Raw genomic sequence first — 14,200 nt, forward strand, 5'->3', positions numbered from 1 at the left:
GTGTCCTTCGTGTCTCCGTAGTCCATGTGACAATGTCACAGTAAGCACTCAAAAACATATATTTTTTTAATATCTTATCCGTCATTCCTGCGGAAGCAGGAATCCAGAAAGATGGCTCTAAAACCGGATGCCCGCCTTTGCGAGCATGACACGTGTGAGCATGAAATGTGAAGGAACTCTTGCGCAGCTGCTTGGCTCATGTTTTCTCCATCTACAAGCCATGAGCCATCAGCTATGAACTATGAGCCATGAACCATCAGTCTTCCCGGATCAGTTTGAGGAGCTCCTCCGCAGAAATCTTGCCGCTGATATCGCTTCCGTCCAGAAGGCTGCTGGCCAGATCCCTTTTGTCCTGGTGCAATTTGACGATCTTCTCTTCGATGGTGTTCTGGGTCACCAGCCGGTAGACCGTGACGGGATTGAGTTGCCCGATGCGATGGGCACGGTCGGAGGCCTGGTCTTCCACTGCGGGGTTCCACCAGGGGTCCATGTGGATCACGTAGTCCGCCGCGGTGAGATTCAGCCCCAATCCGCCCGCCTTGAGACTGATGAGAAAGAGATCCCCCTTTCCGGCCTGGAAGGCATCCACCTGCTTTTTCCTTTCCTTGGGGGGAGTACTCCCGTCCAGGTAGCGGTAATCGATGCTCCGTTCGTCGAGATATTCCCGGATGAGCGACAGGTGCCCCACAAACTGGCTGAAGACGAGAGCCTTGTGCCCGCTTTCCAGGATTTCGGAGACCACATCTCCGAAGAGTTGCAGTTTGGAACTGGAAATATTGCTTTCGGGCAAGACCAGTTTGGGATTGCAGCAGGCCTGCCGCAGTTTCATGATCTCGGCCAAAATTTTGAGGTGCTTCTGGCCCGGGGGACCCTGATCCATTTCCAGCTTTTCAAGGGCCTGACGTCTCAAGGCCTCGTAAAAAGCCATCTCCTCAACACCCATTTCCACCCGCAGAATCACCTCGGTACGCGGTGGCAGTTCTTCCAGAACCTGCGATTTGATGCGCCTCAAAATGAAGGGCCGGATCAGTTTCTTTAGACGCTTTCCGGCATCCTTATCCTTGTATTTTTCAATGGGAATAGCAAACCGCGCGTTGAAACGATCCTGTGATCCCAGAAGGCCGGGATTGATGAAATCGAAGAGGGTGTAGAACTCCCCCAGGTGGTTTTCTATGGGAGTGCCTGTCGTGATGAGCTTGAATTCACCCTTGAGCCCCATGGCCGCCTGAGAACGCTTGGTGGCGATATTTTTGATGGCCTGAGCCTCGTCTAAAACGATGGTGCGCCATTCCACGGAGGAGAGCAACTCCGCCTCCTGGTGCAGGAGGCCGTAGCTCGTGACAAGCACATCCATTTCCTTCAGATCGTTGACGATGCTCTCCCTGTTGCCGCCGCTGAAGGAAATGAGATTCAGAGTGGGAGCGAAACGGTTGGCTTCGGAAATCCAGTTCATACAGACGGAGGTAGGGGCCACCACGAGGGTGGGCCCCTGCGGGGCGCGGTCCAGAATGATGGCAAGAGCCTGCAATGTTTTGCCAAGGCCCATGTCGTCGGCCAGGCAAGCTCCGACCCCCAGGTGAGCCAGGCGGGCAAGCCAGTTGAAGCCTTCCACCTGGTAATCCCGAAGCTGGGCTTTCAACGTGGAAGGGACCACAGGGACGAAATTCTGAGCGTCTTTGATGCGTTTGAGGCGAAACTTCCATGCGTCGTCCGCATCCAGATGGGTGAGACGATCCGTAAAATCTTCGATGGCCAGCGCGGCAAGGGGGTGAACACGAAGGGCCTTCCCACGCCTCTCGGAATAGCTGTTCAGTTCTTCGAGTCTTTTGCGGAATTCGCGGGTCAGAGCCAGGAATTGTCCGTCGCCTAAAGGAATGAAGCGGCTCCTGCCGCTCTGCAGGAGTTCCAAAAGCTGCTTCATATCGAGAACCAGGTTATCATCCACCTTCAGGTCGCCGCTCAGTTCAAACCAGTCGCTCCTGCCACGGATTTTCATGCGGAGATGGTCCCAGGCCACTTCCCGCGTGACCCTCAGCTTCTCACCTTCCGGCCAATCCACGATGAGGGAGCCCTTTTCCTGCATCTCCTTGAGGTCCAGCAGCACCTGGAGACAATCCTCCGGATCTTCCAGGAACCAGAGCCGATCGGGTTCGGGAAGTTTTGAAAGAATGGAGCACCCCCCCTCCACGGTCTCCGCTAGGCTCTCTTCCAGGACCAAATCCCTGTGAGCCTGCATCCTCTTGCCGTCTATTTCGGCAATCACGTTTGCCGTTCCGACTCCGGGCTTGAGATGCGGTCCGGCATCTTTGAATGGCTTTACGAACATCTCCAGTCTGAAGCCCGTGCCGGCGGGCAGGAGATGGAGATGGGGCGTCGGGTCCGCCTCCGCTTCCACAATGTCTTTTGATTTTCCGCCGATATCCGAATGCACCGTGACCAGGGACGAAATGCTCCCGATGGCGTTCAACACCTCTTCTTTAGCCGTTTCCGGTACGCTCAACCCCCTCTCCCCGAGAATCTTTGCAATACGCTTGTGTTCTTCGGAAAGTTCGATGACCTTGAACCTCGTGGGAGTCTCCCGAACGAGCTCCACATTCCCACCCGTCAGGGGCGTGGAAAACTTGACCCTGATCCTCGATCCGGCTTGTTCCACAAGGATTTCGGGCTCCCCTTTCACAAACTCCACATTTATGGAAGGAGACTTTTCCAGGAAGATCAATGGATGTCCCACGAGAGCGGGCAGGGCTTTTTCCATGTCGAACTCATAGCCGGAGTCGTAATAGTAATCGTATTCCTTGTGGAGTGTGGCTCGAATGAGGTGATCCTGGCGCGTGATGTAGTCCAGGTTGGTACCGCTTTGCAGCCGGCTGAGCGAAACGGCGCGGCCCTTGCTCCAGGTCCCTTTCGCGGTGAGCTTCTGTTCGAGGGGCCTCAGGGTGAGATTGCCTCCATCGTAATCTACAAGCCAGACCAGCCGGGCTTGAGCCGATTTCGCACTGTCCGAGCGGTCGAGGGAAGAAATGTGAACGAGAGCATTCAGACCCTTTTTCCATGCTTCTTCTACTTTGAGGGTCGATACGAAAGAGGGCATTCCCGTCTCTTCCCGGATCTTCTGGATATAATTGGAACGGATGGGGGTGGACTGCTCGGCACGGGACAGCAGTTCCGCACACTCCATGGCAACCCACTTCATGTCCCTGTCGCGGGCCTTTATGAATATTTTACTGATTAAATCGATCTTTTCCTGACTCAATTCACCTTCCAGCCAATAAGAAGCGATGGCGGAAAAAAGCGTGGAAAGGCCTTCCCCGTATTCTTTATTCCTGGCCAGGAACAGGCGCGCTACGTCCACTTCATAGCGCTGCAAGAGGGACATAACCTTCAAGGCATTATAAACCGAAGAAAGAAAGGGATTTTCCCCTTCGTTGTTAAGAGCGGTATCGATATACCCATCGATTTTCCTTTCATGCGAGGTATCCTGCGTCTTCAGCAATGCCAGGATGAAGATCGGGCCGAAAAAACCTCTAAAATACTCCTTTCTTCTTCCCGACCATTTGCGAAGCCGTTTCAAATCCGATTCAAAAGATTCAATGGCTTCTTCGTTTCTGCCCTGCATAAAATGGATCCCGCCCTGTACTCCAAGATTGTAAAGAGAGTCCCCCATCTCCGAAAGTATGTGCTGCGCTTCCTCCGGGCGCCCTCCCATGAGGAGCCGGAAAGACAGGATATAATCCAATACGGGTTTCTTCTCCTCGGGGATGATACTTCGGTTGCTCGCATCCATTGCGTATGAAAGCGCATCTTCATCCGGAACCATCTGAGTCAGCGCCATAAAGAATATCTGAACCAGGGCCTCGTGCTGCAGTTCGGGGGGGAGCGTGCGAAACCATTCGCCGTCAAAAGGATTGTTGCATACTCGAACCAGAGGATGCACTTCTGTAAAAGTTTTGGAACACTGTGAATAAATTTGGTTCAACCGTTCCGAATACAGCTTGAAGTCATGAGTATAGATCCCGATACGAAGATCGCGCATCACAACCCAGCAATACTGCCCCTGACTGCCGTAGGAGTAGTAACTTTTGAGGGGTTTTACTCCTTGAACGGCATTCACCATGAGTCCGTAATGCCCGAAAGCGGAAGGACCATCCGCCGCCGTAGCGAGCGCTTTTCTCGTGGCCACTTCCACAAAAGCGTCGTGGCACTGATAAGACTTGTTCAAGAGCTTGAGGGACCTCAGGTGGTTCAGATATGGGACAACCGATTTGATTTTCTGCTGTTTGCCTCTCCCCAAAGTGATATCCGTTTTGAGAAGACACTTGAAAATCATCTCCGGGGTCGTCGGTTCATAGATAACCGAACAGAGCTGAACGATCGTTTTTTCGACGGGTGAAAGTGTTTCGTACGCCTCGAGAAGAGTTTCGCTTATTTCCTTGTTGTTCAACAAATCGAGTCCTTCTTGATTTCACTCATTTTAAAGACAATTCGGAACCTCAACCCACTCGGCAACGAGATCGGCCCGGCAAGGCAGCCTTTTCCCCCGCGCGGAACACGTGGGAAAAGGCTGGATTGAAATTCCAAATTAAAAATATATCAAATAATTCTTTTAGTTTAAACTCTCGAAAATATCTTTTGGATCGCGGCACGGCTTTCCTCGGAAGCCTTTTCTGCACACTTTGTAAAATAAGACAGCCTTTCTGCGAAGCCCTTCCGGGGTTATTCCTTGGCCTTGTTGACGCAATAGAAAGCCAGAACAAAGAGAATGGATCCCGTAATGGCAAGAAGCAGGTAAGAAAAGGATTCGGGAGGCAGGCCAAAGGCCGCGCTTCGAATGGCATGGGCGGCATGGGTGAGCGGCAGGAAATGGAGAATTTTCTGGGCCCATGGAGGCATGCGGTCCACGGGGAAAAAAGTCCCCCCCAGGAAGGCCATGGGAGTGATGAAAAAATTGGTGAGCAATGCCTGGTCCGCATGGGATTTGACGAGCATCGCCATGCAGACCGCCAGGGATGCGAACAGAAAGCTGTTGAGGACGACGGCGAGCCAAAAAAAGATGTTGTAGGAAAGGAAAACCCCGGCACAGAGACCAATGAGAAGAATGATTCCGATGGAAAGGAGTGCGCGGGTGATGCCCGCCAGCACCTCTCCCGTCACATAGGCAATGTTTCGAATGGGGGCCGCCTGAAATTCTTCAAAAATGCGCCAGTAAAACCTGGCTATATTGATTTCGCTGGCAATGGCAAAGGCCTGAATCATGCTGCTCATGGCCACAAGCCCGGGAATCAGAAACTCCATATAAGAATGCCCCTGCACCTCCACGCCTTTCCCCATTCCAAGACCAAAAGCGATGAGGTAAAGGAGGGGCCCAACGGACATGGACGCCACCTGCCTGAAAAATTTTTTTCTGAGAATCAGGAGTTCCCGCTCGTAGATAGCCAGGCAGCCTCTCATGATTGCACCTTTTTCCCTGTAACGGAAATGAAGACGTCCTCCAGGTTCACCCTTCTCAAAGCAAAGCTTCCTTCCTGCTGCGCGACGTGCCTGTTGGCTTCTTCTCTCTCCTTGAAGTAGGCGGTTTCCATTTCGCCATCCACGATGCGGTCTAAAGCCCAGGTTCCCAGTCGAGCCATCATGTTTTGAGGTGCGTCGATATCCACGATGCGCCCCTCTTCCAGAAAAGCCACGCGATCCGCCAGGAATTCGGCCTCTTCTATGTAATGGGTCGTCAAAAAAATAGTCGCCCCGTTCTGTTGAATTTTCTTGATGAGAGACCAGATCTTCCTCCGAATGGTGGGATCCAGCCCGACGGTCGGCTCATCCAGGAACAAAATCCTGGGGGAATGCATGAGGGCGCGGGCTACCATCACCCTTCGCTTCATTCCTCCTGAAAGCTGTTTGACCGGACTGTTCTTGCGATCTTTGATGTCCACGTATTCGAGCAGTTCATCGATCCTGGACATCCGTTTTCTGCGGGGCATATGGAACAGCTTGCCGTGAATGTTCAGATTTTCATAAACCGTGAGTTCATGATCCAGATTGATGGTTTGAGGTGCCAGTCCGCACTGCCGCTTGGCGTCCAGAGTCTCCCGCAGAATATGAAACCCATGCAGATAGGCATCCCCCGAGGTCGGCTTGGCGAGGCCCGTCAGGATCTTGATGGTAGTGGTCTTCCCGGAACCGTTGGGGCCCAGATACGCAAACAATTCACCTTCCTTGACATGGAGATGGATTCCTTTGAGCGCCTGGATGCTCTTGTAATTCTTCTTCAGGTTTTCTATTCGGATCATATTTCGAATATCTCGTTTCCATTCCCGGCCTCTGGTTGTCGCCCCGCTACCCGCCCGGGCGGGGAATGCATGTTGACAAAATGTACCGGCAGGCTCTGAAAACCCCACAGGAACCGGCAAATTCTTATCCGCCCGAACGGCAATTCCGTTGACAAGCCCGCTCTTTTCGCATATCCCCTCAAACAGTCATTCACTTTGGCCAAACCTGAATCGGCGGTCCATAAGCTTTCTATTGATGGGAGCATAAAAAACGGGAGCCTTCACCGGCCGGTGCCTTCGCTTTTTGTACCCGGAGCAATTTCTCGTCATGGTGCATTCATGTCAAGAGAGTTTTATCTGGAAACGCTGTATGAGTCTGGAATCTTTGAAAACTTAATTTTCAATACAGGATTGAACGATTATCATAAAAATTTTATATTACGGTTGTTTTGTGCCTGTGATCTCCATTGGAGTTTCATTTGGCGACAGGATTGAATAGTGGAAGCAGGTTTACGCCCGGTTGAAACACCTCTTAAGAAACTTCCGCTCACCCTCTACACAAATGGTCGCGAATTTATGGCGATCAGTACTTAGCAAGTTTTGAGATAAACCGAATAACGCGCCGCGCCGGCGGGCGGGAGTGGAAAACAAAGGAATGTACGAATGGCATATGATGTAGGAATTGATGTTGGATCCGTGAGCATCAACTGCATGGTGATTGACGAACACCGGCAGGTGGTCCTGGAAACTCCCTACCTCCGTCATTTCGGCCTCATCAATGAAGAAACCCTTGGAATCCTCCAGGCTATTTTCCAGGCCCCTTTCCTGAAAGGTATGGACGACATTCGGTCTGTTTCCTTCACAGGCGTCCATGGACAAATGCTTGCCGAAATCCTTGAAGCCCCCTACGAAGTCGAATCCATTGCCCAAGTAGCGGGAGTCACTCAGATCCTTCCAGGCGTACGCACCATCATCAGTATCGGCGGTCAGGATGCCGCTCTTTTTCAACTGTCTTATGAAGGGGACCTGTGGCGCATCGAAGCTTTCAATATGAACGGCCCATGCGCTTCCGGAACAGGTTCATTCATCGACCAGCAGGCGGAAAGACTGGCCATGTCGATGTATGGAGCCGACTTCGAGATGAACCAGGAAAAACTGCAGGGCACTCTGGACGACTTCATCGCCCTGGGGATGAAGAGCACCTATCCCGCTCCCGTCGCCTGCCGCTGTACCGTTTTCACCAAATCCGACATGATCCATCTGCAGAACAAGGGTGAAACACTTCCCAACATCATCGCGGGATTGCACTACGGCAATGCGGCCAATTACCTGAGCACCATTGTGGGCAACCGCAAGTTGGCGGAACCCATTGTCTTTATCGGCGGTATGGCATCGAACCGGCTTCAAGTCCGGGCCTTTCAGCACTATTTTCCCCATCTTCAAGTCCCTCCCTATCATGCTTCCCTGGGAGCATTGGGAACCGCTTTACAGACTCAACGGGAAGGCAGGCAGAACCGTGTGGATCTCTCTCGCCTGGAACGCAAGGACAAGTCGGCGAACCTCCTTTTCCCCCATGCCGACCGGTTGGAGCTGAAAAAGACGCGATTCAATACCGACAACAGCCTTTCCCCCTGGCCATCCCAGGAAAATGGCCCCATTCCCGCATACCTGGGAGTGGATATCGGTTCCACCTCCACCAAGTATGCGTTGATCGACGATGCCGGAAATATTCTTCACAAATGTTATGTTCCCACGCGAGGAAAACCCATTGAAGTCACCCAGAGCCTCATTCGAACACTCCTTCAGGAGGTGGGACAAAAGGTCCACGTGATGGCTGTCGCCACCACGGGATCGGGGCGCAATGTAGTGGGAGATTTTCTCAGCGCGGATCTTATCATAGACGAAATCACCGCCCACGCACGGGGCGCCGTTGCCGTAGACCCGAAAATCGATACGATCTTTGAAATCGGGGGCCAGGATTCCAAGTACATCAGCATCGAGGATACACATCCCCTCGACTTCGATATGAACAAGGTCTGCGCCGCGGGGACAGGCAGTTTCCTTCACGAACTGGCCAATAAGATGAAGATCAATATCGTGCAGGAATTTCAGGAAATCGCCCTTTCCTCTTCCCATCCCGTTCATTTGGCGGAACGCTGCACGGTCTTCATGGAATCCGATCTGGCGGGGTATGCTCAGAAGGGAGCCCGGAGGGAAGACCTCATCGCAGGCCTCTGCTATGCCATCGTCTACAACTACCTCAACCGGGTGGTGGAAAAGCGGGCTATCGGCGAACGTGTGATGTTTCTCGGCGGACCATCGCTCAACCAGGGAATTGTAGCCGCTTTCGAAAATGTTCTGAACCGTCCGATTCTGGTGCCAAAGCACCGCGAAGTCATGGGAGCCTATGGAGCAGCCCTGGAGGTACGTGAAATCTTTCGACAGGGAAAAATCACTCATGCCGCCCACACGATGGAAGAACTGGCACACATTCAAGTGGAATTTTCTGAAACCATCTGTCGGGCGGACAAAAAATGCCACAATGAATGCAAGCTGAAGGTTTATAATTTCGGAGGCCATAAAAGCATTTGGGGGGGGGAATGCGGGCGCTACGAAGTGAGTCGCTACGATGGGCTTCCCGAAAAGAATTTCTTCCTGGATCGGCAGCAGCTCTTTCAGGAGACATTGGAAAAGAAGACGCTGTTTCCATCGGAAACAGCCAAGAGCCAGACTTCTTCTTCCAGCCCAACAGTTGGGATCCCGCTGGCTTTGCACGCTCTGGAATGGGGAATTTTCTGGTCGCATCTTTTTGCCGGACTCGGGTGCCGGGTCGTTTTCAGTCCGCGGACCGACACAAAACTGGCATTGAGCGGCGTTGAAAGCATGACGGCGGAAACCTGTTTTCCCGTGAAGGTATTCCACGGGCACGTGCGTTATCTGATGGAACGGACCGACTACCTTTTTCTGCCCAACGTCATCACCATGCCGGCGCCCGAACCCCATGAGAGCGGTTTTTTCTGTCCTCTGGTGGAGAGCTCGCAGTACATGGTAAAGGCTGCCCTGACGATCCCCGACCACCGTTTGATTCGGCCGACGCTCTACTTGAAAGACGGCCCGCGAAACCTCGTAGAGCCCTTTCTGAAGAGCTTGCCGAAACAGCTCAGCCCCAATCCATCACATTTGGAACAGATCATAGCCGCGGCGTGGAAGGCTCAAGATGACTTCCGTAAAGAACTGCTTCGCCGTGGCCGGGCATTTATCGAACAGATCCCGCCGGACGAACCCCTTTGGATCATTACGGGCCGGCCTTACAACCTGCACGATGAAAGATTGAACCTCCAGCTGGGGAGGCATCTCGCCAAGCTAGGGATCAAAGCCCTGCCCCAGGATTACCTGGATCTGGATTCCGAAGATCTGAAGGATTTTCCCAAAATGTATTGGGGCCTCGGCGCAAAGATCCTGCGGGCGGCCAAGAAAATCGCCCGTACCCCCAACTGGTATGGCGTACACCTCACCAATTTCAGTTGTGGAGCGGATTCTTTCATCGAACACTTTTATCGGCACATTTTAAAGGAAAAACCCGCTCTTATCCTGGAACTGGACGAACACAGCGCGGTAGCGGGAATCCTGACCCGGGTGGAAGCTTACCGGAATGTCGTAAAAAATCTTCAGGAGCGGTCGAGCACACGCAGCTGCCGTGCGGAAGAAAACCTTTGCGTCCCCAAAACAGGAGGAGATGCGGTATGGAATCTGTAACCCTCTCACCTGCTCCCCCATCGTCTTTCCATCGTCTGGATGTCGGAGTAAAACCTTCCGACGTTTCAGGGAAAACCCTCCTGATCCCGGAAATGGCTCCTTTTGGATCGCATTTGATCGCGGCATGTTTCCGCGCTATGGGCACAGATGCGGTCGTAATGGAAACCTACAAGGGGGTGAATCTGGGAAGAGAATTCACATCGGGCAAGGAATGTTTTCCCTGCCAGGTCACTTTGGGCGATATTCTACACCATCTTCGCAAGGAGAAGGAACGCCTCGGGCCCGCCTTCTCCCCAGAACAATATGTTTATTTTCTCCCCGAAGCCGACGGACCGTGCCGCTTCGGAATGTACAACAAACTGCAGCGTTTGATTCTGGATCGCTTTGAAGAATTCAAGGAGGTCCCCATTGTCTATCTGTCTACGGAGGATGCTTATTCCACGGGGAGCATTATGCCGCCCGAACGGGCTTCAGCATTCCGGAGACTCAGTTATGTGGCTATTATCATTGCCGATGTATTGGACCGGACCGTCTGGAGAGTCCGTCCCTACGAGTGGCGTCCGGGGATGACCGACGAATTCATGAAAAAAGCCCTGGAAGCCATGGTTTCAATGATTGAAACGGTGGGAGCTGACCTCAACTTCAAGAAGATGTACCGGATGCTGGAAGATATTGTCGCCACAGCGGCTTCCTTCATCGATCCACATCAACCGAGACGCCCCCGCATCGGCATTGTCGGAGAAATTTACCTGCGCAGCCATCCGGATTCCAACCAAAATATCGTGCGACAACTGGAACGCTTCGGTGCGGAAGTGGTGGACGCATCCATTGGAGAATGGATCAACTTCATTACTTTCGTTCAGGCCAGAAAGCTCCAACGCCAATGGAAACTGGCCCAAAAGATCCGCGACCACAAAGCGATGCGGCAGATTTCACGCCAATGGCTGGCCAACAGAATAGAGATCCTATACCAGAGCCGACGTCAGAACCAGGTCTATCGGTGTGCTCTGAAACATCTGGACATCGAAGCCGACCACACCATTCGCAGTATCGAGCGCCGTCTGGACCGCAACCGCCTCTACAGCTTCGATATCGGAACCGAGGCGGCCCTCAGCATCGGGGGGGCTCTGGAATATGTGCATCACGGATTCGATGGGATCGTAAATGTCTTTCCCTTCACCTGTATGCCCAGCACCATTTGTACCGCCGTCTTGAAACCCCTGCTGCACAAGATGAAGGTTCCATACATCGATGCGCCTTACGACGGAGGCATTCAGCCCAATCGGGAGGTGGCCCTGCGCACTTTCGCTTATCAAGCCAGACAGCATCTGGCATCCCGCAAAACGGGACAAACTTTAAGGCATTGAAATGAGCCAACAGACCATGATCATCAACGCCGTTCACCCGGAAGAATTCCGGGTCGCCCTCGTCGAAGGGCAGACCCTGGAAAGTTTCTTCATTGAAACGGCAACCCGCGGCAAAGTCGTGGGGAATATCTATAAAGGAATCATCACACACGTACAACCCAGCTTGCAGGCGGCTTTCGTAAATTACGGAAGAGAACGGAACGGTTTCCTCCCTTTTCCGGAAATTCATCCGGAATATTATGTCAAGGAACCCGTGGAACCCGTTCGCATTCAAAACGTCATTCAGCCGGGCCAGGAAGTGCTCGTCCAGGTAGTCAAAGAAGAAATCGGCAACAAGGGGGCGCTGCTCACCACTTATATTTCCCTTGCGGGCAGAGATGTGGTGCTGATGCCCGGACAGGCCCAGAGGGGGGTTTCCCGGAAGATCGAAAATGAAACGCAGAGGGACCGCCTCAAGGAACTGGCCCGTGATCTCAGGATTCCCGAGGAGATGGGAATCATCATTCGCACGGCCGCGGAAAACCGAACCAAACGCGAAGTGGCCAAGGACCTCAATCATCTTCTGAGGATCTGGGAGGAAATCAAGAAAATCGTCCAGGAAACCCCTGCCCCCGCGATCATCTATAAAGAACAGGATCTGGCCATACGGGTCATTCGAGACTACTTCACCCCCAATATCAAATCGATCCTGGTGGATGACCGGGAAGTCTTTCGTCAGGTAAAGGATTTCTTGCGTATCATCAGCCCCAAGCATCAGCGCCTAGCAAAATTCTACAAGGAAGAAGCTCCCATTTGCAGCAAGTACAACCTGGAAGACCAGATCGAACAGATCTTTCGCAAGAAGGTACCCCTGAAATCCGGAGGCCATTTGCTCATCGACCCCACCGAGGCTCTTGTGGCCATAGATGTCAACTCGGGTAGAACAAGCAGCGACGGTGCTCTGGAAGAAATGGTCTTCAAGGTGAACATGGAGGCGGCCACGGAAATTCCCCGTCAACTGCGCCTGCGGGATCTGGGGGGGTTGATCGTGATCGATTTCATCGACATGCGCGAAAACCGGCATATGCGCGATGTGGAGCGGCGGCTCAAGGAAGAGATCAAAAAAGACAAGGCCAAAATCACGGTAGGGCGCATTTCGCGCTTTGGACTACTGGAACTCTCGCGCCAGCACCTGGGCCTGAACATCCTTCGAGGGTCCTACAGAGAATGCCCTACATGCCAGGGCTCCGGCTTGATACGCTCCCCCGAAGCAACGGCCCTTTGCTACTTCCGCAAGATCTGGCTGGCCCTCGTGCAGAAAAAGCCGACATCCATCAAAGGGACGTTTGCCATCGACGTGGCCAACTATCTGCTCAACCAAAAGCGACAGGATCTCATCCATCTGGAAGATCGCTACAAAGCTACCATTACCATTGAAGGATCTTCCTCTCTCTTGCCGCATGAAGGGCATCTGGAATTTGTTCTCAAGGAAGCTCCCCCAAGCGCCTGATGGGACGAAAATTTTTCGAAGTAAGGATAAGAACAAGGGGAGATCTTTGATTCTCCCCTCTACCTATTGCCCTCCCTCATGACCCTGTGGGTTACAACGAACCACGAAAACCGGTGGGGCGGTAAATAAGTCAGCCTATTCACCGACTCACCCTTTCACCGATTTTTCATATCGAATGGATTTCATGGAAACCCTCTACCACCCTAAACGATCACATATCGCCTGATGGTGTGGACCACTTCGTCGGGATCATCGAGGACCGTGAGAAGGTCCAGATCTTCGGGAGATATGTACCCATTCTTGATCAGATTGCTTCGCACCCAATCCAGCAGCCCTCCCCAGTAATCGCTTCCCACCAGTATGACTGGAAACGGCTTGATGCGCTTGGTTTGTATGAGGGTCAACGCCTCGAAGACCTCATCCATGGTGCCGAATCCCCCGGGCATGCCGACATAGGCCTGAGCATACTTGACGAACATTACCTTGCGAACGAAAAAATACTGGAAGTCTATCTTGAGGTTCGAGTAGGGATTGGGTTTCTGCTCCAGGGGAAGCACGATATTGAGCCCTACCGACTTGGCCCCCCCTTCGGCTGCGCCCCTGTTGCCGGCTTCCATGATCCCGGGCCCTCCGCCCGTGATGATGTGATAACCGTTTTGAGCCAGTTTTCTAGCAATGAGGACGGTCTTTTCGTAGTTTTCGTCGCCTGGTTTCACACGGGCTGAACCAAAAATAGATACGGCAGGGTACAGGTCCGAGAGGGTTTCAAACCCATCTACCAATTCAGCCAGGATCTTAAAAAGCCTCCATGAATCACTCACCGTCATGGCATCGATGAGATACTGTTTTTCAGACATTTGCGAATTCCTCTTCTGCATATTCGACCTCACACATTGGACAAAATGCCCCTGAAAAATGTTGCTCCGGATCTTTATCAAGTATAACTTGTCCCCCTTACTTTGGCCTGGAAACGAAGATTCGGACGAAAGCTCCACTTTGCCGTCCATTCTCAGGGGAACGGCATTGAAAGACCCTTGCAGGGACTGCATTATGGTATCGTGATAAAAGAGGTCATATTAAGAAGAGAGTCCTGGAAAAGCAAGAAGCTAAATGCATTGCCCCCTCTCAAGGGATTTTTAGGATAAGAGAGAGAATTGCTCTTGAAATCCCCCATCTACCATGGAGACACAAAGATCACAGAGGAATTCCATAAAAATTCCAAAATCTTCTCTGTGCCCTCCATGTCTCCGTGGTGAATAACTGGATATTGGAATCCGCCAACTCCCTAAAGTCCCCCTTTTGAAAGGGTATTGGGAGATGTCGGA

Annotated in this window: 7 protein-coding genes; 3 read left to right on the forward strand and 4 right to left on the reverse strand. The window is 52.5% G+C overall.

Annotation, left to right across the window (positions count from 1 at the left end; translation table 11 throughout):
- Positions 1-256: 256 nt before the first annotated feature.
- The 3 genes from QMG16_RS11775 to QMG16_RS11785 all read right to left on the reverse strand — a co-directional run bounded on the left by QMG16_RS11775 (position 257) and on the right by QMG16_RS11785 (position 6,284).
- Positions 257-4,441: a DEAD/DEAH box helicase gene (locus QMG16_RS11775; RefSeq protein WP_281794418.1), complete on the reverse strand. Its 4,185-nt coding sequence runs from the start codon at positions 4,439-4,441 to the stop codon at positions 257-259.
- A gap of 272 nt (positions 4,442-4,713) precedes the next feature.
- Positions 4,714-5,448, reverse strand: a complete 735-nt coding sequence (locus tag QMG16_RS11780; protein WP_281794420.1) for an ABC transporter permease — start codon at positions 5,446-5,448, stop codon at positions 4,714-4,716.
- Positions 5,445-6,284 carry an ABC transporter ATP-binding protein gene (locus QMG16_RS11785; protein ID WP_281794422.1) on the reverse strand — a complete coding sequence of 280 codons (840 nt, stop codon included), beginning with the start codon at positions 6,282-6,284 and terminating at the stop codon, positions 5,445-5,447. The genes QMG16_RS11780 and QMG16_RS11785 overlap by 4 nt, the downstream gene beginning before the upstream one ends.
- A gap of 642 nt (positions 6,285-6,926) precedes the next feature.
- Between QMG16_RS11785 and QMG16_RS11790 the strand changes: the two genes are divergently transcribed.
- The 3 genes from QMG16_RS11790 to QMG16_RS11800 are packed head-to-tail and all read left to right on the forward strand — an operon-like array spanning position 6,927 to position 12,875.
- A complete protein-coding gene (locus QMG16_RS11790; protein ID WP_281794424.1) occupies positions 6,927-10,019 on the forward strand; it encodes an acyl-CoA dehydratase activase in 3,093 nt (1,030 codons plus the stop codon).
- Positions 10,007-11,386 carry a CoA activase gene (locus QMG16_RS11795; protein ID WP_281794426.1) on the forward strand — a complete coding sequence of 460 codons (1,380 nt, stop codon included), beginning with the start codon at positions 10,007-10,009 and terminating at the stop codon, positions 11,384-11,386. The genes QMG16_RS11790 and QMG16_RS11795 overlap by 13 nt, the downstream gene beginning before the upstream one ends.
- A gap of 1 nt (position 11,387) precedes the next feature.
- Entirely contained in the window at positions 11,388-12,875 is a 1,488-nt protein-coding gene (locus QMG16_RS11800) for an Rne/Rng family ribonuclease (RefSeq protein ID WP_281794428.1), read from the forward strand.
- A 203-nt stretch (positions 12,876-13,078) separates the two neighbouring features.
- Here the strand turns inward: QMG16_RS11800 and QMG16_RS11805 are convergent, their stop codons facing one another.
- Positions 13,079-13,732: an LOG family protein gene (locus tag QMG16_RS11805; RefSeq protein WP_281794430.1), complete on the reverse strand. Its 654-nt coding sequence runs from the start codon at positions 13,730-13,732 to the stop codon at positions 13,079-13,081.
- Positions 13,733-14,200 lie beyond the last annotated feature (468 nt).

Source organism: Desulforhabdus amnigena, from assembly GCF_027925305.1.
Lineage (GTDB): Bacteria > Desulfobacterota > Syntrophobacteria > Syntrophobacterales > Syntrophobacteraceae > Desulforhabdus > Desulforhabdus amnigena.

Bases quoted from the DNA above. Each gene is read 5' to 3' on its own strand.
- QMG16_RS11780 (WP_281794420.1), bottom strand. From the start codon at position 5,448: ATGAGAGGCTGCCTGGCTATCTACGAGCGGGAACTCCTGATTCTCAGA.
- QMG16_RS11785 (WP_281794422.1), bottom strand. From the start codon at position 6,284: ATGATCCGAATAGAAAACCTGAAGAAGAATTACAAGAGCATCCAGGCG.
- QMG16_RS11790 (WP_281794424.1), top strand. From the start codon at position 6,927: ATGGCATATGATGTAGGAATTGATGTTGGATCCGTGAGCATCAACTGC.
- QMG16_RS11795 (WP_281794426.1), top strand. From the start codon at position 10,007: ATGGAATCTGTAACCCTCTCACCTGCTCCCCCATCGTCTTTCCATCGT.
- QMG16_RS11800 (WP_281794428.1), top strand. From the start codon at position 11,388: ATGAGCCAACAGACCATGATCATCAACGCCGTTCACCCGGAAGAATTC.
- QMG16_RS11805 (WP_281794430.1), bottom strand. From the start codon at position 13,732: ATGTCTGAAAAACAGTATCTCATCGATGCCATGACGGTGAGTGATTCA.